The organism is Pseudarthrobacter sp. W1I19, from assembly GCF_030817835.1.
Taxonomy (GTDB): domain Bacteria; phylum Actinomycetota; class Actinomycetes; order Actinomycetales; family Micrococcaceae; genus Arthrobacter.
This window is the reverse complement of sequence record NZ_JAUSZR010000001.1, coordinates 1,356,565-1,378,791: the sequence shown is the minus strand read 5'-3', so window position 1 is coordinate 1,378,791 and position 22,227 is coordinate 1,356,565. Positions and strand designations below refer to the sequence as shown.

Annotated in this window: 14 protein-coding genes; 6 read left to right on the top strand and 8 right to left on the bottom strand. The window is 66.1% G+C overall.

Annotated elements, in window-relative coordinates; translation table 11 throughout:
- Nucleotides 1-46: 46 nt before the first annotated feature.
- Nucleotides 47-3,025 carry a UPF0182 family protein gene (locus QF038_RS06450; protein WP_307613416.1) on the bottom strand — a complete coding sequence of 993 codons (2,979 nt, stop codon included), beginning with the start codon at nt 3,023-3,025 and terminating at the stop codon, nt 47-49.
- Nucleotides 3,026-3,175: 150 nt separating this feature from the next.
- On the bottom strand, nt 3,176-4,390 hold the full coding sequence (locus QF038_RS06445) for a PDZ domain-containing protein (protein WP_373461528.1): 1,215 nt from the start codon (nt 4,388-4,390) through the stop codon (nt 3,176-3,178).
- 136 nt (nt 4,391-4,526) lie between these two features.
- Here QF038_RS06445 and QF038_RS06440 point away from each other — a divergent pair, with 136 nt between their 5' ends.
- Nucleotides 4,527-5,999, top strand: a complete 1,473-nt coding sequence (locus tag QF038_RS06440; RefSeq protein WP_307609403.1) for a zinc-dependent metalloprotease — start codon at nt 4,527-4,529, stop codon at nt 5,997-5,999.
- A 6-nt stretch (nt 6,000-6,005) separates the two neighbouring features.
- Here QF038_RS06440 and QF038_RS06435 read toward each other — a convergent pair whose 3' ends face one another.
- The 3 genes from QF038_RS06435 to nudC are packed head-to-tail and all read right to left on the bottom strand — an operon-like array spanning nt 6,006 to nt 9,867.
- A complete protein-coding gene (locus QF038_RS06435; protein ID WP_307609402.1) occupies nt 6,006-6,659 on the bottom strand; it encodes a M48 family metallopeptidase in 654 nt (217 codons plus the stop codon).
- Nucleotides 6,656-8,788: an ATP-dependent DNA helicase UvrD2 gene (locus tag QF038_RS06430; protein WP_307609401.1), complete on the bottom strand. Its 2,133-nt coding sequence runs from the start codon at nt 8,786-8,788 to the stop codon at nt 6,656-6,658. The genes QF038_RS06435 and QF038_RS06430 overlap by 4 nt, the downstream gene beginning before the upstream one ends.
- A 56-nt stretch (nt 8,789-8,844) precedes the next feature.
- Nucleotides 8,845-9,867, bottom strand: a complete 1,023-nt coding sequence (gene nudC, locus QF038_RS06425; RefSeq protein WP_307609400.1) for an NAD(+) diphosphatase — start codon at nt 9,865-9,867, stop codon at nt 8,845-8,847.
- 153 nt (nt 9,868-10,020) lie between these two features.
- On the opposite strand from nudC, the gene QF038_RS06420 reads away from it, so the two are divergent.
- Entirely contained in the window at nt 10,021-11,313 is a 1,293-nt protein-coding gene (locus tag QF038_RS06420; RefSeq protein ID WP_307609399.1) for a macrolide 2'-phosphotransferase, read from the top strand.
- A gap of 10 nt (nt 11,314-11,323) precedes the next feature.
- On the opposite strand, the gene QF038_RS06415 is transcribed toward QF038_RS06420, so the two are convergent.
- The 3 genes from QF038_RS06415 to QF038_RS06405 form a co-directional block, all read right to left on the bottom strand.
- Entirely contained in the window at nt 11,324-14,839 is a 3,516-nt protein-coding gene (locus tag QF038_RS06415; RefSeq protein ID WP_307609398.1) for an ATP-dependent DNA helicase, read from the bottom strand.
- Entirely contained in the window at nt 14,836-18,084 is a 3,249-nt protein-coding gene (locus tag QF038_RS06410) for an ATP-dependent helicase (RefSeq protein WP_373461621.1), read from the bottom strand. Before QF038_RS06410 ends, QF038_RS06415 begins: the two co-directional genes overlap by 4 nt.
- 104 nt (nt 18,085-18,188) lie before the next feature.
- A complete protein-coding gene (locus QF038_RS06405) occupies nt 18,189-18,605 on the bottom strand; it encodes an MGMT family protein (protein ID WP_307609396.1) in 417 nt (138 codons plus the stop codon).
- A 63-nt stretch (nt 18,606-18,668) separates the two neighbouring features.
- Between QF038_RS06405 and QF038_RS06400 the strand changes: the two genes are divergently transcribed.
- From QF038_RS06400 to QF038_RS06385, 4 genes are all read left to right on the top strand, one after another.
- The gene (locus tag QF038_RS06400) at nt 18,669-19,379 is read left to right on the top strand and encodes a 3'-5' exonuclease (RefSeq protein WP_307609395.1); all 711 of its coding nucleotides are present in this window, start codon (nt 18,669-18,671) and stop codon (nt 19,377-19,379) included.
- Between the two features lie 322 nt (nt 19,380-19,701).
- On the top strand, nt 19,702-20,637 hold the full coding sequence (locus QF038_RS06395; RefSeq protein WP_307609394.1) for an ABC transporter substrate-binding protein: 936 nt from the start codon (nt 19,702-19,704) through the stop codon (nt 20,635-20,637).
- A gap of 16 nt (nt 20,638-20,653) precedes the next feature.
- Complete coding sequence (locus tag QF038_RS06390) at nt 20,654-21,418, top strand: amino acid ABC transporter permease (protein ID WP_091415441.1); 765 nt, start codon at nt 20,654-20,656, stop codon at nt 21,416-21,418.
- The gene (locus QF038_RS06385; RefSeq protein ID WP_307609393.1) at nt 21,415-22,152 is read left to right on the top strand and encodes an amino acid ABC transporter ATP-binding protein; all 738 of its coding nucleotides are present in this window, start codon (nt 21,415-21,417) and stop codon (nt 22,150-22,152) included. Before QF038_RS06390 ends, QF038_RS06385 begins: the two co-directional genes overlap by 4 nt.
- The last annotated feature ends 75 nt before the right edge of the window (nt 22,153-22,227 follow it).

Here is a 22,227-nt window from a genome sequence, read left to right as displayed (position 1 = left end):
AAAGAAGCGGGTGCCGGCTGCCGTCGTCGGAATCAGTACCCGTCCCTCAGCTGCTCGGCGAAGGCGACGGCGTGGCTTCCGGAGTTGCCGAGGACGCCGGGGCAGGGGTGGCCTCAGGTGCGGCCACGGGGATCTTCGCCTCAGCCTGCACGGCCTTATCCAAGGCCGCCGAAAGCCGCTTCTGCGCCTCGCCATAGCCGGCGAAGTCGCCACCCGCCAATGCGGACTGGCCGGCCTTGATCGCAGCGTTCGCTTCGTCCAGGGCCGCCTTCAACTCAGCTTTGGCGTCCGCTCCTGCCGGAGCTGGAGGTGCTCCAGGTTCGGCGGGCGTCTGGCCGTTGTTGTCCGAGTCGCCGGCGGCGGCTCCGGAATCACCGCCGAAGAGCTGCTTCAGTGCCTCGTCCAGGGTGGGGGCAAAACCCACCTTGTCGCCGAAGGCCACCAGGACGCGCTGCAACGTGGGGTAGGACGTCTCACCGGTGGACTTCAGGTACACGGGCTGGACGTAGAGGATGCCGCCGCCGACCGGAAGCGTCAGCAGGTTGCCGTTGAGCACGTCCGATGCGCCCTGGCGGAGCAGGTTAAGGGCCTGCGACACCGTGGGATCGGAGTTGAACTTGTTCTGCGCCTGGCCGGGGCCGGGGACCTGGATCTCCGGCGGGATCTGCAGCAGCCGCAACTTGCCGTAACTGTCGGCCTTCACGCCGGCCTGGTTGCCGGCATCGGAATCGGCAGCAAGGAAGCCGTAAAGAACATTGCGGGCGTTTCCGTTGACGATCTGTGGAATGTACGACGACGTCAGCTGGAAGGCGGGCTTGTCCTGGTCCGGCATCTGCAGCGACATATAGAACGGCGGCTGCTTGACGTCGGTGTCCACGGTGGGATCCGCCGGCACGCTCCAGGCGTCATTGGTCTTGTAGAAGCTGGATGGATCAGTGACGTGGTACTGCCCCAGGAGCTGGCGCTGGACCTTGAACAGGTCCTCCGGGTACCGGACGTGGCTCATCACGTCGCCCGACATCTCCGAATACGGCTTCAGCGACGAGGGGAACACCTTCTGCCAGGACTTGAGCAGCGGGTCCTGGTCATCCCACGCGTACAAGGTGACCGAGCCGTCGTAGGCATCCACCGTGGCCTTGACGGAATTGCGGATGTAGTTGACCGTGCTGTTGGGCAGCGCGACGGCGCGTCCCGACGTGGTCTGCGTATCCTCGGTGGCGTTGGAGAGTTGTTCCTGCTGCGAGTACGGGTAGTACTGGCTGGTGGTGTAACCGTCCACGATCCACTTCACGCGCCCGTCCACCACGGCCGGGTAGGCGTTGCCGTCCACGGTCAGGTAGGGGGCCACCTTCTCCACGCGCTCACGGGGATTGCGGTCATACAGGACCTGGGACTCCGCATTGACGCCGTCCGAGAGCAGCAGGTCCGAGGACTGGAACTTGATGGAGTACAGCACCCGGTTGAAGAAGGTTCCAACGTTGGGTCCGCCGTTTCCTTCGAAGGTGTACTGGGTCTCCCCTTCCCCTTCGCGGCCGGAGGGCCTGTCCTGCTCACGGGCCGGGGCACCGTCCGGGCCGCCCACAATGGAGTATTCCGGCGAGGACTCGCCGAAGTAGATCCGGGGCTGGTACGTCGAATCATCACCGAGCACGCCGGTTGAGGGAATGCCCGACTGCAGGAAGTCCGGTTTGCCGTCCACAGTGAACTTGTTGCCCTTGGCTGCCACCACACCGTAGCCGTGGGTGTACACCACGTGCTGGTTCAGCCAGCCCTGCTGATTGGTGGCCACGTTGGTGGGATTCAGTTCACGGACCGCGATCACGGTGTCCTGGATCTTGCCGTCCACTTCGTAGCGGTCCACGTTGAGGGCGTCGGGGAACTGGTAATACGGCCGGTACTGCTCCAGCTGCGAAAAAGCGTCCGAGATCAGGTTCGGGTCCAGCAGCCGGATATTAGCCGTGGTCTGTGCGTCCGGCGCCAGGGCTCCGGTGCTGGCGGTGTTGGTGGCGTCATAGCGGTTCACCTGGATGGCATCGAGGCCGTAGGCCTTGCGCGTGTTGTCGATGTTGCGCTGGATGAATTCCTTTTCCAGTGTCTCTTCCGACGGACGCACCTGGAACTGCTGGATCACCCAGGGGTAGACACCGCCGGCCAGGATGGACGTGATGACCAGCATCGCGGTGCCGATGACGGGCAGGCGCCAGCGGCCGATGACCGCGGCGACGATGAACAGGATGGCAACCAGCGCCGCTGCCACCGCGAGGATGGCCTTGGTGGGGATGACGGCGTTGACGTCGGTGTAGAGGGCACCGGCCCAGCGGCCGCCGTTACTCTGCACTGCTGAATAACGGTCCAGCCAGAAGTTGATGCCCAGGAGGACCAGGAAGGAAGCACCCGCGACGGCAATGTGGATCTGGGCGGCACGGCTGGTGAAGATGCCCCGCTCCATGAGCCTGATGCTGCCGTACAGGTAGTGGGTGAGGATTCCGGCGATTCCCGCGATGACCACCACGCTGATCAGAAATCCTGTGATGAAGCCGAGGAACGGCAGGGTCATCAGATAGAAGCTGATGTCCAGGTGAAATTGCGGGTCCTGCTCGCCGAAGGGCTCCTGGTTGAAGAAGAGGAGGACCTTCTGCCACTGGCTGGCGGCGGCGCTGCCGGCGAACAGTCCGAAGAGGACGGGCAGGCCCACCATCACCACGCGGCGGACCGGTTCCAGCTGTGCCTGGTAACGGTTGAGGTTGTCCCGGATTTCCGAGTCCGGCGCGTACACGGGACGGGACTGGTATGCGATGCGGATGGCGAAGAAGACTGCCAGGAACATCACGGCGAATCCGCCCAGGAAGATGCCGATCCTGGCCAGGTTCTCGGTGACGAACACTTCGATGAAGCCGAGCTGGCGGTACCAGAGGACGTCGGTCCAGACGTTTGCGAAGAAGATGAAGCCCACAACCACCAGGGCAACAACGATCAGGGTGGGCGTCAGCGCGCCGCGTCTTGAAGGGGGTTTACCTGTGGACATGGTGCTGGCGGGTCGGGACAAACTCGGTACCTCATAGCTGGTCGGTCAGATGATGCGTAGCGTGCGTGCGAGCGACGTCCTTACCGGTCAAACGCTGGTTAAGCCGTCATAATTGCCACGAGTGGCGGTGGAGCTTAGTTCCTGCCCAGTCTAGTTGTTTGTACACGCCGGCAGGCCGGATGTGTCCTGGCCTGAACTGGCGAGTTCGACGGCGTGCCGCGCCTCCGCCAGGTTCCCGACCTTTATCACCTGCAGGCCGTCCGGAACATGCCCCACCACTTCGCCGCAGTTGGCGGCGGGGGCCAGGAACAGCGTGGCTCCCCCGGACCGGGCCCCCTGCATCTTCTGTCCGATGCCGCCGATGGGTCCCACAGTTCCGTCCGGGGTGATGGTGCCGGTTCCGGCAATGTGCTTGCCGCCGGTCAGGTCGCCCGGGGTGACGGTGTCGATGATGCCGAGCGAGAACATGAGGCCCGCGCTGGGGCCGACCACTTTGTCCAGGGCAATCTGTACCTGGAAGGGGAAGGTGAACTGGTATTTAAGCATCACGCCGAGGATGAAACGGCCTTCGCCGTTGTCTTTGGGCGTTATGGCCTGGCTGACTTCCTGGCCGCCCCGTTCCACCACCACTGTGGCGGGCGCGCCTTTTCCCGCCGCCAGTTCCTGCTGGATGACGGCAAGGGACGTGATCTCCTTGCCGTTGATGGTTTTGAGGATGTCCCCCGGCTCAATCTTCCCGGCCGCGGCGGAACTGTCGGAGAGGCCCGCCGCCTGCAGCCGTTGCCCGAAAGGAATGTCCAGTTCCTTCAAAGCTGAAGCCACCGCGTTTTCTTGAGAGGTAGCCATGGCTTCCGTTCCCTGCTCCTTGGCCTCCTCCTTGGTGGTACCGGCCGGGTAAATCAATTCCTCTGGGTAGACCGCTTTGGAACGGTCAAGCCAGGCGGAGAAAGCGCCCAGGATGCTCACCGGCCCGTTGGGGCCGCCAGCGACATAGACGGTGGTCAGGTCCAGGTTTCCGGCCGCCGGATAGGTTTCCCGGCCGGTGACGTTGATGACCGGGCTTCCCTGGCTCTGGCCCAGCGTGTTGAATGTGGGGCCGGGCGATTCAATGACATAAGGCACGGGCAAGGTTCCCGCGGCAATGCCCAGGCCCAGGGCCGCCATGCCGGCCACCATCATGGCGGAGACCTTTGGATGCCGGCGCGCCGGTGCAGCCAGTCCCGTCCCGGCGGGTGGCAACGGTCCTGACGGCGCACCCTCAGGTGCGCTGCCGGCGTCGTACTCATCTTTTTCCGCCCGCCAGGGGCCGGGCTGGAGCTCGGCAGCGTGGTCCTCTGAAGGGTGGCCGCCACGGGTTGTAGTCACTGAACCAACACTACGCGGTGCCCGGCGGCGGCAGTTCTTTGCCTACAGCGAACGGCAACGCAGTGCGGCAGACAGTCGACCGGCACCGGGGTACCGTGAAGGTTGAGCACCAGTCACACCGACGATCGGCGGGATCATGACCTCCAACCCACTTAATCCGTCCAACGGCGACGATACCCCCAAGGACCCGTTGACCGAGATGCTGCAAAACCTGATGGGCGGCAAGGGGATGGAGAATTTCGACCCCGCCGAACTGGCCAAGGCAGCCGGCCTTCCTAACGACCCCAACCTGCTGGCCCAGATGTTCTCTCAGGTGCAGGCCATGATGAGCGCCCCGTCCGAGGGGCCCGTGAACTGGCAGCTTGCCCATGAGAATGCCCGGCGGGTGGCAGCATCCAGTGCCGATCCGTCAGTCACCGCACAGCAGTCCCGTGAGGTGGACGAGGCGCTGCGGCTCGCTGAGCTGTGGCTCGACCCCGTCACCGATCTTCCCGCCACCGGCCTGATCGGCCGGGCATGGTCCCGCGCAGAGTGGGTCGAGGCCACATTGGGCACCTGGAAGAGGCTCACCGAGCCGGTGGCAAACAGCATCGCCAATGCGCTCTCCTCCGCCATGACGGAGCAGATGCCTGAGGAGATGAAATCCATGATGGGCGGGGCATCATCCATGCTCCAGAACATGGGCGGCGCGATCTTCGGCATGCAGCTTGGACAGGCCATCGGCGCCCTCTCCCAGGACGTGGTCAGTTCCACCGACATCGGCGTACCCCTTGCCGACCTTGAAATGGCCCTCCTGCCCGTGAACATCGCCGCCTTCGGCGAAGGGCTGTCCCTGCCAGAAAACGACATCCGGCTCTTCCTCGCGGTCCGGGAAGCTGCCCACGCACGGCTCTTCGTCCAGGTTCCGTGGCTCCGGGGCCACCTGTTGGGCGCGATCGAGGCCTACGCCCGCGGCATCCACATCGACACGTCCCGGATTGAAGAACTGGCCAGGGACCTGGACCCCAGCAATCCCGAGGGCATCCAGGAAGCCTTGTCGCAGGGTGTGTTTATGCCGCAGCGGACTCCTGCCCAGGACCAGGCGCTGGAGAAGCTGGAGACGGCGCTGGCCCTCGTGGAAGGCTGGGTGGACGAACTGACCGCCGCAGCCACGGACAAGGTGCTGCCTTCCGCCGGCGCGCTGCGCGAAACAGTCCGCCGCCGCCGGGCTACGGGTGGGCCTGCAGAGCATGCTTTCGCCGCCTTGGTGGGGCTGGAACTTCGACCCCGCCGGCTGCGGGAGGCTGCAACACTTTGGGCCACTCTGAAGGAAGAACGCGGCATCGAAGGCCGCGACGCCATCTGGCACCACCCCGACCTCCTGCCCACCGCTGAGGACCTGGACGATCCGAAGGGCTTCAGCGGCCGCCGCAAGCTGGCCGAGGCCAGTGACAGCGAAGTGGACGACGCCCTGCAGAAACTGCTGAGCGGCGGGTTTGACGCTACCCCGTCCGACGGGACCGAAGAGTCCGACGGCGGGGCGGCGGGCGGCGGTCAGGCTGGGTCCGACGGCGGCACCGAAGGTGGGCAGGGCGACCAGGATGGCCCGGACGGTGCGCCGAAAAGCTAAGCCGGCCTAGTCGGCGTCGTCCGTCCAGGTTTCGCCGGGCCACGTTTCGCCGGACGACGTTTCGCCGGACCAGGGCGCCTGCCCGGGTCCGGCGGCGCCGGCAACATCCGGTGCTCCGCCGTCCTTGAGCCCGCGGGCCATGGCGAAGGACACACCGTCCAGGAAGGCCTTCGCCCGTGCCGTCTCCGGATAGGCCTCCAGAAGCTTCCAGAACTCCGCGTTATGCCCTGCCACCAGGAGGTGGGCGAGCTCATGGAGCAGGACGTAGTCGATGACCCACTGGGGCATGGGACGCAGCTTGTCCGAAAGCCTGATGGTGCCTTCAGCCGGGGTGGCCGAACCCCAGCGCGAGTTCTGATTGCTGACCCACCGCACCGAGGCCGGCTTCGACCGCCCGCCGAGGTACCGTTCGGACAACTGGGCAGCATGCGCGGCCAGGGCGGCATCCGAGGCCGGGCGTTTCCGGCCGGAAGCTGCGCGGCGCTCCCCCTGTTTGTGCAGCTTGGCCAGCATGCGCTGGACCCATTCCCGTTCCTGGGCGGCCGTGAACCGCGCAGGGATGGCCACCACGGCCGTCCCGTTCTCCCAGAAAGCGGCAACCGTCCTGGTGCGTCGCGCAGAGCGGCGGACTTCAACGGGAGCACCCTCTGTGGTGATCACAGCGAGGTGCTTTCAACCAGGACCCGGAGGACGTCTTCGCCGTAACGTTCCAGCTTGGACGGGCCCACACCGGCAAGCGCGGCAAGTTCCTCCAGTGAGGAAGGTTTTGCTTCGGCAATTGCTGTCAGCGTGGCGTCGGTGAACACCACAAAGGCGGGTACGTCGGCGGACAGGGCCGTTTCACGCCGCCACGTCCGCAGGGCCTCGAACGTCTGTTCCTCATAGCTCGGCGGGCAGGAGTTGCAGCGCCCCACCTTCCGCTCGGCTCCCGTACTGAGCATGCTGCCGCAAACCCTGCACACCGCGGGGGCGGCGGCCTTGCGGCGCGGTGCCGCGCCTTTCCCGCGCGCACTGGAGCTGGCGACCGAATCGGGGCGCAGCCCGTCCAGGAACCGGGAGGGCTTGCGGTTGGCCCGGCCGCCGGGGGTGCGGGCCGTGGACCAGGATAAAGAGAGGTGTTCGCGGGCCCGGGTGATACCCACGTAGAGAAGCCGGCGCTCCTCATCCACGGCCTCCGGCGAGTCGGCGAACGAGATGGGCATGAGCCCTTCGCTGAGTCCCACCAGGAATACCGCGTCCCACTCCAGGCCTTTCGCGGCATGCAGGGACGCCAGGGTGACGCCCTGCACCGTGGGCGCATGCTGGGCCAGCGAGCGTTCCTGGAGTTCGTTCACAAATTCAGCCAGCCCGAACTCCGGACCCCGCGACTGGACGAGTTCATCGGCGAGGGCCACCAGTGCCGCCAGGGACTCCCAGCGTTCTCGCAGCGCACCGCCGTTGTGGGGCGGCGAATCCGTGTAGCCGAGCGAGGCCACGATATCGCGGACCAGCTGGCCGAGCGGTTCCGGAGACTCAGCGGAGACGGCACGGGTGGCTGCCCGCAGCTGCAGGATGGCGTCGCGCACTTCCTTGCGGGCAAAGAAGCGCTCTCCCCCGCGCAGTTGGTAGCCAATGCCGGCAGCGGCGAGGGCCTGTTCGTAGGCCTCGGACTGTCCATTGGTGCGGAAAAGGACGGCCACCTCGCTGGCCGGGGTGCCGGCGTCGAGCAACGCCTTGATCTTCTGCGCCACCGTGGCGGCTTCCGCTTCGTCGTCTGAGCACTCGGTGAACTGCGGTGCAGGCCCGGCGGGGCGCTGGGCCACGAGCTGCAGCGGGGCCGCCCACGCGGCGTCAGCCACGGGGCCGCCGCTGCGCCTGCCGGCGAGGAGGTCGTTGGCGAGCTTCACTACCTGCGGGGTGGAGCGGTAATCCCTGATCAGCTTCACTACATTGGCCTGCGGATAACGGGCCTTGAATTCCAGCAGGTGCTTCGGCGAAGCACCTGTGAACGAGTAGATGGTCTGGCTGGCGTCCCCCACCACGCACAGCTCGTCCCGGCCGCCCAGCCAGAGTTCAAGGAGCCGCTGCTGCAGCGGGGAGACGTCCTGGTACTCATCAACCACAAAGTGCCGGTACTGCTCCCGCACGGTGGCAGCAACCTTCTCGTCCTCCTGCAGGATGCCCACGGTGATCAGCAGGACATCTTCGAAGTCGATGACATTGCGGTCTGTCTTGACATCCTCGTAGGACTGGAAGACCCGGGCCACGGCGGTGAGGTCGAAGCCGCCGGGAGTGCCCCTGTCCTGCGCATTTTCGAGGTAGTTGGCGGGGGTCAGCATGGAGACTTTAGCCCATTCGATTTCCGAGGCAAGATCTCGGATGGACGCCCTGTCCGTGCTCAGCCGGAGCCGCCGGGCAGCCTCGGCGAGCATCTGGGCCTTGTGGTCCAGCAGGTTGGGAAGCGTTCCGCCAACGGCCTGCGGCCAGAAGAACTGCAGCTGGCGCAGTGCCGCGGCGTGGAATGTGCGGGCCTGGACGTTGCCTGCGCCGAGGTCGCGCAGCCTGCTGCGCATTTCTGCGGCCGCGCGCGCCGTGAAGGTTACGGCCAGGAGCCGCTGGGGTGTGTAGACCCCTGAGTGGACACCGTAGGCGATGCGGTGGGTGATGGCCCGGGTCTTGCCGGTGCCGGCGCCGGCAAGGACACACAGCGGCCCGTTCAGTGTGCTGGCAACCTCGCGCTGTTCGGCATCCAGGCCGCCGAGGATACGGTCCTCCAGCGATGCTGCGCTGTCAAAATTCTGTGTAGTCACTTTGCTGCTTTTTCGTCTCGACTACCGCGTGCTGGAGTCTGATGGGTAGATATGCTTCAGGCGCCTGCCCGGTCCTGAATGCGTCCGCCGAACCAATGCTCGATGAGGGAGCGGGCAATGGACAGCCGGCTGGAGATGGTGATCTCGCCGGTGAGCACGGCTTCCTGGAGTTCCTCCCGGCTGAACCAGCGTGCCCTGGTGACCTCCACGCCGTCGGGCGTTGCCTCGGCGTCTTCGGTGACGGCGGTAAATCCAAGCATAAGGGAGGCCGGGAACGGCCACGACTGCGAGCCGAGGTACTGGCACGCAGTTACCCTGACCCCGACTTCTTCGTAGATCTCCCGGACCACGGCCTGTTCCAGGGACTCCCCCGGTTCCACAAACCCGGCGAGCGTGGAAAAGTTCTTTGCATCACGTGCTCCGCCGCCGCCCAGGAGCAGGCGGCCGTCCGGGCCTACGACGGTAACGATGATGGCAGGATCGGTCCGCGGGTAGTGCTCGGAGGAATCCGCCGGGCAGCGCCGGACCCATCCCCCTGCCTCGACCTCCGTGGGGGTGCCACAGCGCGGGCAGTGCGTATGGGTGGCGTGCCAGTTGGTGATGGCGCTGGCCTCAACAAAAAGCGCCGTGTCCATGGGGGTGAGCCCGGCAGCTACCTCCCGGAAACCTGCCCAGACGGCATCTCCCGGAATCCCGGCCGTCCCAGGTTCAACTGCCTCCGGCAGGACGAACAGCAGCAACTCGGTTCCAGTGGGAAGCTCCGAGTCCGGCAGGGCTGAGCCCAGGTAGACCGCCGGCTGGGGAGCAGCATCTGCGGCGGCAAGGGCAGCGTGCAGTTCGCGCGCGTTCGGCAGATACAGCCCACCATCGCGGATCAGGCCCTGCCTGCCGGCGAGCACTACGGCCAAGGTTTCTGTGCTGGCGAGGAGATCGTCCACCATTCCCGGCTGTGCCCGTGCCACCGATCCGCGGTCCACCAGCGCGGGCGGCACCGGGAGGACCGTGTCCATGAGGTGGTTGGCCGGCAGCCGGGCAGCGTTGCCCTGATGGACCGGTGTGGCAGACTCCGCGTGGCTCATGTGTCCACCGTACTGACTGGGACCGACAAATGGATATTTGGGAGCGGCCGCCTGCCGCTCCCGGCTGCCAGTCCTACCCTGATTTGGACTCTATCTGAAGACTCGCCGTCCTCGGACCGGGGTCTTGGACTGCGCGCAATCTACCGTGGAACAGTGAGAAGAAAACCGATTGAACTGGCAGCCGTAGCAACCGCGGCAGTCCCCGGACTGACCCCGACGGCCGTTAGCTCTGCCCCGGATGATCCCGCCGACTTCGACTCAGCCCTGCTGCTCGATTCCGAGGGCAAGCGCTGGCGCGTCCGCTCGCCCCGGCATGCAGAGGCCAGCGCCAGGCTGGAAACGGAATTTCTTGTGCTGCGCGCCTTTGCTCCGGGCATCCGTGCCGAACTTCCCTTCCTGATGCCCACTGTGGCGGGCAGCGTGCGGCTGGGCACGCTCAGCACATTTGTCTACTCGCACCTGGCCGGAAGCACCCGCAGCGTCGAGGAGCTCACCGCCGGGCCGGATGTCCTGGCCCGCGAAATCGGTGTTGCCCTTGCCGCCATCCATGACCTTCCCCGTTCGCTGGTCAGCAATGCCGACCTGCCCAGCTACACCCCCAACGAGTTCCGCCAGCGCCGGCTCAACGAACTGGACCAGGCCGCCACCACCGGAAAAATCCCGCCGGCCCTCCTGCTGCGCTGGGAACATGCCCTCGAAGACGTGTCGCTGTGGCGCTTCAACCCCAGCGTGGTGCACGGCGACCTCCACGAGGACAACCTCCTGGTGGAAGGCCAGCGAGTCACCGCCGTGACCGGCTGGACAGACTTGAGGATTGGCGATCCGGCCGATGACTTCGCCTGGCTCGTTGCCTCCAATGAGCAGGACTTTGTTGACGCGGTGTTGGATGCCTACACGGCCAGCCGCAGGGATACCCCTGACAACCATCTGCTTCGGCGGGCGGCGCTGTCCGCCGAGTTCGCCCTGGCCCAGTACCTGGTGAAGGGTATCGCCTCGGATGACAGCGGCATGATTTCTGAGGCGGAGGACATGCTGGCCACCCTGGCCCGGGACATCGAAGAGTACGGCGGGCAGCCCATCAGTGTTGAGCCGCAGCCCGCAGCGGCCGCTCCTGCTGTCGGCGGTACCGCTGCCGCTGTCCCGGCTGCCGGCCCCGAGGCTGTAGTCAGGGCGGCCGACGCCGGTCCATCGGGTCCGGTGCCCCCCGTTACCGTGGTGCCGCTGCCCGTCCCCGCCCCGGTCCAGCCGGCGGTCCACGTCACCCCCATTCCGGTGGAGCCGCCGGCCGGGGCCGCCAGCGAAGGCGCGGCCGTCATCGGCGGGGCCGCGAAGGACAACGGCGGCGACCGGGGCCCGGAGGATCCAGGCACCAAAGCTGAAGCCGCTGCAGGGCCGGACGATACGTCCACGGCCGCGATCTCCATTGTCGACCCCACGAAGAACTAGGGCGCGGCGCCTAAGAACTGAGGGCAGCGCTGACGATCCGCTCCAGCTCGCGGGCTGATCCGAGATCGTGAGGCCTTACCACCTCGTTATCAGCAACGTAGAAAAAGGCGGCCCGCACCTCCTCCAGCGGTACATCCTTTAGCCGCGCCCAGGCCAGCCGGTACACGGCAAGCTGCACGGCTTTCGTCTTCAGGGCGGCAGCGGAGGGCCGCCGCCCGGTTTTCCAGTCCACCAGGTCCCACCTGCCGTCGGCATCGCGGAACACTGCATCAATCCGGCCGCGCACCACAACATCACCCACGCGCGTCTCCACGGGCACTTCGACAAAGGCCGGTGACCGGCTTGCCCAGGGGGACGCCTTGAACGTTGCCACCATCGCATCCAGGTCATAGGCGGCATCGATGTGGTCATCGGAACCGGGAGCTTCGTCCAGGTCAAGCATGCCCGCAGCGCCGAAGTATTCCTCCACCCATGAGTGGAAGGCCGTTCCCTTCCGTGCTGACATCCCGGGTTCCCGTGGTACGGGCCTGCGGAGCCTCCCAAGCACAGCTGTTGCGTCCTCCCGCAACTCCACCAGTGTGGAGGCGGAGATGTGCCCCGGAAGGTGCACATCGCGGCTGGCGGACCTCCTGGACCGGCGTTCCAGCAGCAACGCTGCTTCCCGTGCCCAACCCCGGGCCACGCCGCTGAGCAGCCTGCCGTCGGTCGGGTCCCCGCCGGGGGCTCCTTCACCCGCGAAAGGCTCCTGTCCGTGGTGTTCCAGCGCGGCGAGCACCTTGGCTGCTGCGGCCTCCATGGCCCCGCGCCGTCCGGAGGACAGGCGCAGGCGGTCCCCCGTCCGCGGATCCACCGGGCCCTCGAGGGGATCGTAGGGCCAGCTCGCAACTTCCGTCTCAAGGGTCAGCGGGCTGGTCTCCGGCAGGGAAGCTTCATCCTGCGACGCCGGATGGACTACCGCGGCAGGAGCCTTGCCGTCGACCACAATTGCCAGCGGCTCGAGCTCGGCGAGGAACGGCGACATGTCCGCCCGCCCTGCCCGGGATCCGACCCACGCCGCGCTCGATACCCACAGCACGTGCTTGGCCCTGGTGTACGCCACATATGCGAGGCGGCGTTCTTCCGACTCCCCGTGGGCCTGGACTGCGGCCTTGAATTCCTTTTCCGCATCCAGCCAGCCCTTCTGGTCCGGCTGGTCGAGGTCCCACTGCGGAAGATCTGCCCTGTCGCCACGGAGCGGCCAGGGCAGGGCCGCCGAGCCGCTGCTCCAGCGGGAGTCCCTGTCGCTGGGAAAAGCCCCTGCATTGAGCCCGGGAACAAAAACGACGTCCCATTCCAGGCCCTTGGAGGCATGGACCGTCAGGAGTTGGACCGCTTCGCGGTTGACGTCGGCGGCCGGCGCTTCCAGCCCGTTTTCCTCGGCGGCCGCGGCCTCGAGCCAGGACAGGAAAGCAAGGATATCCACACGCTGGGACGTCCGCAGGAACCCTGCGGCTGCATCCTGGAAGGCATCGAGGTTGCGGCGGGCCTGGTGGATGCTGATGCCCGGGCGTGCCGCCACCTCGATGTCCAGCAGCATGGCCCGCTCCACTTCACCCAGAAGGGTTGTGAGGTCATCGCCGAGGTAGCCCCGAAGCTGCCGGAGCTCGGCCGACAGGCGGGCAAGCCGGCCTCGGGCGGCACCGCTGAGCGAACGGCCGTGAGCAGATGTCCACCCCTCCCGGGGCAGCCAGTCCAAGGCTTCCACCAGGCTGGCACCGTCCGTCAGGTCCCCCTCAAGAACGGTGTCGCTGCCGTCGTCGGGCTGCCCGTCCATGGACCGGTCGTCCCCGGCCCGCACGGCGGACTGTCCGCGCCGGCGCGCCAACTGGCTGGACCAGTCCCGCAGGGCCATGAGGTCTGCGGGACCGATGCGCCAGCGGGCACCGGCAAGGAGCCGCATCAGGGAATCGGACCGGCCCGGGTCTGCGAGGACACGCAGGGTGGCCACCAGATCCACGATCTCCGGGGTGTCCAGGAGTCCGCCAAGCCCGACTATTTCGTACGGGATGCCGCGTGCCTCGAACTGGCGCCGGACTGTTTCCATCTGGGCGCGGCGGCGGCACAGCACGGCGATGGCCGGGGGCACGGGCGTGCCGTCCGGCTTCAGTTCAAAGTCCGTCACCCGGTACTTCAGGACCTCGTCCGCCAATACGGCAGCTTCGTCCGCATCGGTGCCGAACCGCCCCAGGACTACAGTGCCGTCGACGGCGTAGGGGCTGGGCTGCAATGGCGGGACGTCAGCGGCTGCCGTCCCGCCTCCGCCGGGTGCGCTGCCCCCGCCGGCCGGTCCGCGCGCTGCGGCTGCCTTGCCCAGGGAGTCGGACATCACGTTTGCTGCCGCGAGGATGGACCGCCCGTTCCGCCAGGCCGTGGTCAGGTAGGACGTTGGTGCCGGAGCCCAGTTTCCGGGTGAATCTGCCGGACCGGTGCGGACAGGAAACTCCCGGACGAAGTGGAAGAGCTGGCCGGCCGAGGCGCCGCGGAAACCATAGATGGACTGGTTCGGGTCACCCACCGCAGTCACAGCATGGCCGGCGCCGAAGAGCCGCGAGAAAAGCACCAGCTGGGCATACGAGGTGTCCTGGAATTCGTCGAGCAGCACCACTTTGTAGCGCTGCCGCTCCATCTGCGCGGCCAGGGGAACATCCTGCGCCACCTTGGCTGCGAGCGCCACCAGGTCTCCGAAGTCGAGGGCGCCCCGCGCCCGCTTGGCCGCCGCGTACCGGCCAACCATGTCCGCGACACTGGCGCGGGTGCGCAGCATTCCGGCAAGCTCGGCCGCCGCCTGGGGAGGGTTCTTCTTTTTGTCCGCCATATACGAAAGGGACTCAAATTCCGAAAGCCGCGCCATCAGCCAGGCTTCCACGTCCTCGGGCTCCTGGAGGTGCTCCGCGCATTCGCCGGCGAGCTGGATAACGGCCTTGACCAGGGTGGATTTCGCAGCGCGGAAGTGGGCGTATTCGCCGTCGTAGGCTTCCACCACTTCGCTGGCCAGCTGCCAGGCCTGGGCGCCACCGAGGAGGACCACGTCCCGCTCCACGCCGAGCCGCAGGCCATAGTCGGACACTATTCCGCTGGCGAAGGAGTGGTAGGTGGAGACCTTGGGCTCAAGGGAATCACTCGAGATCGGCTGCTCGGGGAACAGCCGGCGCCCGCCGTCCTGGCCGGCCAGCCGTTGCAGGGCAGCCAGCTTCGCCCGGATCCGCGATGCCAGTTCACCGGCCGCCTTCCGGGTGAACGTCACACCCAGGACTTCTTCCGGCCGTACCCAGCCGTTGGCCACGAGCCAGACCACGCGGTCAGCCATGGTGGCGGTTTTGCCCGAACCCGCGCCGGCGATGACCAGCCGGGGCGCCAGGGGTGAACTGATGATGGCGGACTGCTCCGGCGTGGGAACATTTTTCTCGCCCAGCAGCCGGGAAAGCTCTTCCGGGGTGAACCGCGGTTCGGGAACGCCAGGCCTGTTCACGTTTGTATCCGGGCTCATTCCGTAACCTGCCTTCCCCGCACGCACAAAGGACACACTTCCGGCAGCCGGCAGCCGTGGCCGCCATGGCTCCCCTTCGAAGGGTCATGCCTGGCTTCGAATGCGCTGCCGCCCATCACGGCAGCGGCCTCCGTGACCATGTCCATGGCCCAGTTCTCCCGCGGATCCAGGGGATCCTGCTGTTGGATGGCGGGACTCTTGGCCCCGGTCCCCAGCTGGGCGAGGACCGCGCCGCCAGGAATATTTGGGGCACCGTCCTCCCCTGTGTTAAATCCGCCTGCTAGGACTGCGGCCTGGTACGCGCCCAGCTGCGGATGCGCCGACAATTCGGCCTTGCCCGGCTGGCGCTTACCAGTTTTGAGGTCGACGATGACCAGCCTGCCCTCGGGGTCGATCTCGAGACGGTCCACCTGTCCACGAAGGACCGCGGCGCGGGCCGGCCCATCATCAACAGCAACCTCAGGGAGGGCAACGTCGAAGTCCTGTTCCACGCCCAGCAGGCTCCTGCCCTCGCTCCTCATGACCAGCACGTACTGGGCAAGCTTTCGCACCATCGCTTCCGCGCGCTGGTAGTCCAGCCGGCCCTCCCAGTTGTCCTTCATGCCGAGGGCCGGCCAGCGGCGGACCAGCTCGGCCACATACTCGGCGCCGGAGGCATCGGGAAGTTCCTGGGCGATGGCATGGACAAGCGTGCCCAGGCTTCTGGCAAAGTCGGTGGCGGCCTCACCTCCGGCGGCCTGCACAAACCAGTCAAGCGGGGACTTCCGGACTGTCTCCACCTTCGACGGCGACACAAATACCGTTCCGCCCGCCGGAACCACAGCTTCGGACGACGTCAGCGGCGGCAATGCCCACCAGCTGTCCGGATGCGCCCCGGGGACCGGCGGCTCCGCAGCCGCAAGCCCGGCGAGGACCTTCACCGCTTCAGCAGCCTCAGCTTCATGCCTTCCGTCCAGCTGGGCATACTGCCGGAGTTCGGCCACGAGTGCCCGCAAGGTCATGGGGCGTTCAACTGGTGTAAATGCCCTGCCTTCCTGGCCCGGATCCAGCGGTGCCACATAGTCCAGGAAGGACGAGGGCTGATCGTCCTCCGAGGAGACGGCCGTGCAGATCAAGAGTTCCCGGGCCCGTGATACTGCGGTGGAGAAGCTGCGCAGTTCGTCGTAGCGGATATCCCGGAGCCGGCTGAGCGGGTCCCGCTGCAGCGCATACTCGACTCCGTGCTCAACCGCATCGGCGTACAGCGTGCTGCCCAGAAGTTCGCCGCGGAGCCTGGTGTTGGGCCACACGCCTTCCTGGAGGCCGGCCACCAGGACCACCGGCCATTCCCGGCCGGCCGCACTTGCCGGTGTCATTAGTTCGACGGCGTCATCCACCTGGGCCCTGGCAGCCAGGGTGTCCATGGGCAGCTCCTGGTTCAACAGGTACTCCAGGAACTGCTCCGGCCCGGCGCCCGGAACCTGGTCGACGTAGCGCTCCGCCGTGTGGAACAGTGCCATCATGGCGTCAAGGTCGCGGTCAGCCCTGGCTCCGTGCGGTCCGCCGGCAAGGGCTGTCTCTGTCCAGGCGGCAGCGAGGCCGGTGGCATTCCATAATGCCCACAGGACTGATTCCGCGTTGGCGCCGGGTTCGGCGGCGGCCTGCCGCCCGGCCTGGATCATCCTTGCCGTACGACGCGCAGCCCTGCCCTCCATGCCAAGGGTGGACAGGGCCCCGGGCTCCAGGAGGGCCTCAACGAGCAGGGTGTCGCTGGTGCGTCCCCCTCCCCCCAGAAGCTCTTCGCGCCTCAGTGATTGCCGCAGCCGGCGCAACTCGATGGAGGTGGCGCCCCCCACCCGCGAAGTCAGAAGGGATACAGCTGTTTCGGGGGTCAGCAGGTCAGGATCGAGGGCAACGGCGAACGCGTCGAGCAGCGGACGTACTGCCACCTCATCCCGGACGGCAGATTCCGCTACCGGAACACGGACGGGAATCCCCTGGCCGGAAAGATACCGCTGCAGTTCGCTGACCTGTGCCCCGTTGCGCACAATGACCGCCATCTCGGACAGATCCCGGCCGTGGTTTATGTGCTGGTCAAGGATCCGCTGGGCAACGTACCTGAGCTCGTGCACGGGGGACGGGACAAGATGGGCCTCCACCGCTCCGTGCGGCCGGCCCTCCATCGGCTCGAGCTGCCTGGCCAACTGCCCTCCGGCCCGCTGGGAGATCCGGGCGGCCACCCCCAGCCACGCTTCGGTCAGCTCCGGCGCGTGCCTGTGCGCGTACCGGAGGGGACGTTCGAGGACCGGCCCATCCGGTGAGAGCAGCCGTGGGAGTTCAGCCACCAGGTCCGGCCGGGCTCCCCGGAACCCCTGGACTACGGTGTCCGGCGAGGAGGCCACATAGCAGTCCTGCCCGCGGGCAATGTCCGCCAGGAGCTCGAAGACGGCGGGGTTGGCTTCCTGGACGTCATCCACCACGATCAGCTGCAGGCGCGCGCGCTCGGCGGCAAGGAAATCCGGGGCATCCTGGAAGACCTGGCGGGCAGCAGTGATGATGCCGGCAGGATCAAAAGCCTCAGGCATCCGCAGGTCAAGGACGTCCCGATACTCGGCGTACAAAGCGGCGGCGGCCGACCAGTCCGGCCTGCCGCACTGCCGGCCAAGGTCCGCGAGGTCACCGGCGGTCAGGCCCGATTCGATAACGCGGTCGAAGAGCTGGCGCACCTCGTGCCGGAAACCCCGTGTCTCCAGCGCTCCGGCGAGATCGTCAGGCCAGGGCAGTTCCAGCCCCGGCAGGCGGTGGCCCTCAAGGAGTTCCTTGATGATGAGGTCCTGCTCCGGTCCGGAGAGGAGCCGGGGCGGCCTCGCGAGCGGCAGCACACCCTCAGCTTTGGCGCGGCGGATCACGTCAAAGGCATAGGATGCCCACGTCCGGGCGGGGGTGGTACTGAGGCTTCTGTTGAGCCGGGCCGTAAACCGGTCCCGGAGGGAATCGGCCGCGAGCCTGCTGGGGGCCAGGATCAGTATCCGTTCGGGATCCAGCCCGTCGCGGAAGACCCGTGTGACTGCCGCTTCGATGAGGACAGTGGTTTTACCCGTTCCGGGCGCACCCGCAACCAGCACAGGCCCGGACCCCTGGACCACGTCAACAGCTGCCTGTTGATCGGGCGTCAGCGACGGCGCCTCGGCATGGAGGTTCCGCGGCGGCAGGAGCCTGAGGCCCCCAAAGCCTGTGGCACGCTGGTGCCCTGCATCCCGAGGCAGGGTGCCGTCGTCGTGAACGGCTCCCGGCAGGGCATCAAATTCCGCGTCAGACTCTGCCGGTTCCCGGTACTCGTCGAGCGGATCTGTAAAAGGAACTGTTACTGTCACGCCGACATTCCATCATCAGCCACCGACAATTGCTGGAGCCCGCGCTCAAGCTGGGCCGCAATTGCGTCGATGTGCTCAAAGTCTCCATCGTTCGGGGCCCACCGCGCAGCTGCAAGGTCCACGCGCCAGGAGCCTTCCCCCGTCCGCAGGTAGGCCTCATAAGCGCCGAGGAGGGCGGTTCCCTCCTGCCGGTAGTGGCGGAGCGCTTCACCAACATGGCCTTCGGGCGCGTGTCCGCTCGATTTGAGGATCCGCCACCATGGAACGCCACTGCCGTAGTGGCTCATGACCGAGCCAACTTGCCTGGGCCCGCCCGATCCCAGGAGTTCGGCGACGTCCCCGTACGAGACTGCGGACCCTGGCGGCACCAGCCGCACGATGGCCAACACCGCCTCCACATACTCAATCCGCATTGATCCAATCTATCGGCAGTGGCGCTCCCGGGAATTGTCGGCGGTCCCCGTTAGCGTGGATTCATGAGCACCTGGAACACCCTTCCCCGCGCAGCCTTCGACCTCGAAACCACCGGCCGAAACTCGCGCTCGGCCCGCATTGTCACCGCATCTGTCACAGTGGTGGACCACCAGGGCGACGTCATCGCCGAACATGAGTGGCTGGCTGACCCGGGCGTTGAAATTCCCACCGAGGCCAGTGACGTCCACGGCATCACCACTGAGCAGGCCAGGCGTGACGGCCGGCCGGCCCACGAAGTGACGCAGGAGCTCGCGGCCGTGCTGCAGGGCCTGTTCGACGACGGCGTACCTGTTATTGCGTTCAACGCCAGCTACGACTTCACGGTGCTCGCGGCCGAATCAGCACGCTACGGGGTGCCGCAACTTACCCGGTTTCCGGTCCTGGACCCGTACATCATGAACAAGCAGGTGGACCGCTACCGCAAGGGCAAGCGGACCCTCACGGCGTTGTGCGAAGAGTACGGTGTGGTCCTGGACAATGCCCACACGTCCGCTGCGGATGCCTTGGCAACCCTGCGGGTCCTGGACGCCATGGCCGGTAAGTTTCCCAAACTCAGCATGCCCGCCAGTCAGCTGCACCAGCTTCAGGTGGATTGGGCCGTGAGCCAGGCCGCGGATTTCCAGGATTACCTGCGCAAGACCAAGCCCGCTGCCGTTATCGAAGGCGACTGGCCTGTGCTCCCACCACAGGACGCCAGCACCGGCGGTTTCTAGCCAAGACTGACAGTCCCGGCGGGAGATATCAGTCACATCGCTTAATAAGTGGGCTGACTTCTTCGTCTCAGGATTCGTTGAGCAGCCTGCTCCTAAAGCAGCTGCATGCAGCTGGCGCAGTTTTTCCGAACTTTATTCGGACTCCTTCCCCCAACGCCTCCTGATTATTCAGCTCACGGGCCCAAAAGGGTGAAGTGAGACAATTTAGTTTTGCGGTCACCCCTGCCCCGGCCTTGCTGGACCAGCACCGGGCAGGTGCCAGGCGCCACCAGCGCAGCCTTGCGGCCCGGTTGACTTATGACTCAATGAAAGCGACTACCTGATGAAAATCAAAGCGATGAAGTGGCTGACAACCGCTCCCGTGGCAATCGCCCTGGCGGTTTCCCTGGCAGCGTGCGGCTCAGGATCCGCCCAGCCGAGCGGCACCCCGACGGACGCCCTCGCCGGCAGCGACCAGCAGACGCTGGACAAATACACGACCGCCAGCGTTACGCCGGTGGACCAGATCGACAAGACCAAGCTGGGCCTGAACACCGAAGGCAAGCTCGAGGTGGGCACCCTCTCCGACGCCCCGCCGAACATCTTCATTGACCCTTCCGGCAAGTTCACCGGTTACGACAACGAACTGCTGCGCGCCATCGCCGGCAAGCTCGGGCTTGAGGTCGAATTCGTTGCCACGGACTTCTCCGCCCTGCTCTCCCAGGTTTCCACCAAGCAGTTTGACGTCGGATCCTCCTCCATCTCCACCACGGATGCCCGCCGCCAGAACGTTGGATTCACCAACGGCTATGACTTCGGCTTCATGGCAGTGGTTGCCAAGACCGACAGCGGTATTAAGGGCTTTGACGACCTGAAGGGCGATCTGCGCATCGGCGTGGTCCAGGGCACCGTCCAGGACGACTACGTCACCAACACCCTCAAGCTTGAGCCGATCCGCTTCCCGGACTACGCCACCGTTTACGCCAACGTGCGCAACGGCCAGGTTGATGCCTGGGTGGCCCCGTCGCAGCAGGCCACCGGCCAGGTCAAGGAAGGTGACGGCACCGCGATCGTCGAATCCGTCGTCAACACGCAGAACTTCACCGCCTACGCAGTGGCCAAGGACAACCAGCCGCTGATCGACGCGCTGAACTCCGGCCTGGACGCTGTCATCGCCGACGGAACCTGGACCAAACTGACCAAGGAATGGTACCCGGACCGCGAGATGCCGACTGACTGGAAGCCGGGCAGCAAGGCCGCCACGGTTCCCCAGAGCTGATTGAGCCGGGACGTTCATGGATCTCTTGGACCAGCTGGCTGACACCTTCTTCAACTGGGAGGAAATGGCCAAAGTCATTCCCGCCCTGCTCATGGTGGGCTTGCCCAACACCCTGATCTTGGCCGTTGCCTCCGGCATCCTCGGCTCCCTGCTGGGGCTGGGCCTGGCCATGATGGGGATCTCCCGCAATGCGGGAGCCCGTTGGGTGGCACGCATCTACACCGATATCTTCCGCGGCCTCCCGGCCATCCTGGTGATCCTGGTGATCGGCATCGGGCTCAGCCCTATTGCCCGGGAAATCACAGGGTCCCGGAACCCGTACCCGCTGGGCATCCTTGCCCTGACGCTGATCGCGGCCGCCTACATCGGTGAGATCTTCCGCTCCGGCATCCAGAGCGTGGAGAAGGGACAGTTGGAGGCCTCGCGGGCGCTTGGTTTCAGCTACGGCAGTTCGATGCGCCTCGTGGTGGTGCCGCAGGGTATCCGGCGGGTCCTTCCCGCGCTGGTGAACCAGTTCATCTCGCTGTTGAAGGACTCCTCGCTGGTGTTTATGCTCGGCCTCGCTGCTTCAGACCGGGAAATCTTCCGGATCGGCAACGACGCCATGGCCAACACGGGCAATCTCTCGCCGCTGGTGGCAGCCGGTGTGCTGTACCTGATCCTGACCGTCCCGCTCACCCACTTCGTGAATTTCATCGACAACCGGCTCCGCACCGGCAAGCCGGAAAAGAAGGAACCGGATGAGCTGGCGGCACCTATCGGCAAGGGGGCACAGGCATGACGGAATTCGCTTCCGGAACCCTGACCGGCAAGAACCTGCACCTCTCGTTCGGGCACAACCATGTCCTGCGCGGCATTGACCTGCACGTGGAGAAGGGCACCACAGCTTCGGTGATCGGCCCATCCGGTTCCGGCAAATCCACGCTCCTTCGCGTGATGAACCGGCTGATCGAGCCGGACCAGGGCGATATCCTCCTCGATGGCCGCTCAGTGCTGAAGGACAACCCGGATGAGCTCCGGCAGCGTATCGGCATGGTGTTCCAGCAGTTCAATCTGTTCCCGCACAAGACGGTGGTGGACAACGTGTCCCTGGCACTGCGCAAGCTGCGTAAGCTGTCCAAGGACCAGGCCCGCGCCGAGGCCCTGGAGCAGCTGGACCTGGTGGGCCTGAAGCACAAGGCCGAAGCCCGTCCCGCCAACCTCTCAGGCGGCCAGCAGCAGCGCGTTGCCATCGCCCGTGCACTGGCCATGAAGCCGGAAGTGATGTTCTTTGACGAGGCCACCTCCGCACTGGACCCTGAACTGGTCAAGGGTGTCCTGGCGCTGATGGCGGACCTGGCAAAGGGCGGCATGACCATGGTGGTGGTGACCCACGAAATGGGCTTCTCCCGCAATGTGTCGGACACGGTGACGTTTATGGACGCCGGTGTGGTGGTGGAGTCCGGTCCGCCCGAGAAGATCTTCAGCGCCCCGGAAACCGAGCGCTTGAAGGGCTTCCTCTCGGACGTCCTGTAGTTCCTGAAGCTCTAAAAGAAAATCCCCGGTTGCGGAATGCAACCGGGGATTTCCTTTTATCCGCGAGATGGCACT

What these genes read in the sequence shown, in the direction of transcription:
- QF038_RS06450 (WP_307613416.1), bottom strand. Translation starts at nt 3,025, where the DNA reads ATGTCCACAGGTAAACCCCCTTCAAGACGCGGCGCGCTGACGCCCACC.
- QF038_RS06440 (WP_307609403.1), top strand. Translation starts at nt 4,527, where the DNA reads ATGACCTCCAACCCACTTAATCCGTCCAACGGCGACGATACCCCCAAG.
- nudC (WP_307609400.1), bottom strand. Translation starts at nt 9,867, where the DNA reads ATGAGCCACGCGGAGTCTGCCACACCGGTCCATCAGGGCAACGCTGCC.
- QF038_RS06415 (WP_307609398.1), bottom strand. Translation starts at nt 14,839, where the DNA reads ATGAGCCCGGATACAAACGTGAACAGGCCTGGCGTTCCCGAACCGCGG.
- QF038_RS06405 (WP_307609396.1), bottom strand. Translation starts at nt 18,605, where the DNA reads ATGCGGATTGAGTATGTGGAGGCGGTGTTGGCCATCGTGCGGCTGGTG.
- QF038_RS06400 (WP_307609395.1), top strand. Translation starts at nt 18,669, where the DNA reads ATGAGCACCTGGAACACCCTTCCCCGCGCAGCCTTCGACCTCGAAACC.
- QF038_RS06395 (WP_307609394.1), top strand. Translation starts at nt 19,702, where the DNA reads ATGAAAATCAAAGCGATGAAGTGGCTGACAACCGCTCCCGTGGCAATC.
- QF038_RS06390 (WP_091415441.1), top strand. Translation starts at nt 20,654, where the DNA reads ATGGATCTCTTGGACCAGCTGGCTGACACCTTCTTCAACTGGGAGGAA.
- QF038_RS06385 (WP_307609393.1), top strand. Translation starts at nt 21,415, where the DNA reads ATGACGGAATTCGCTTCCGGAACCCTGACCGGCAAGAACCTGCACCTC.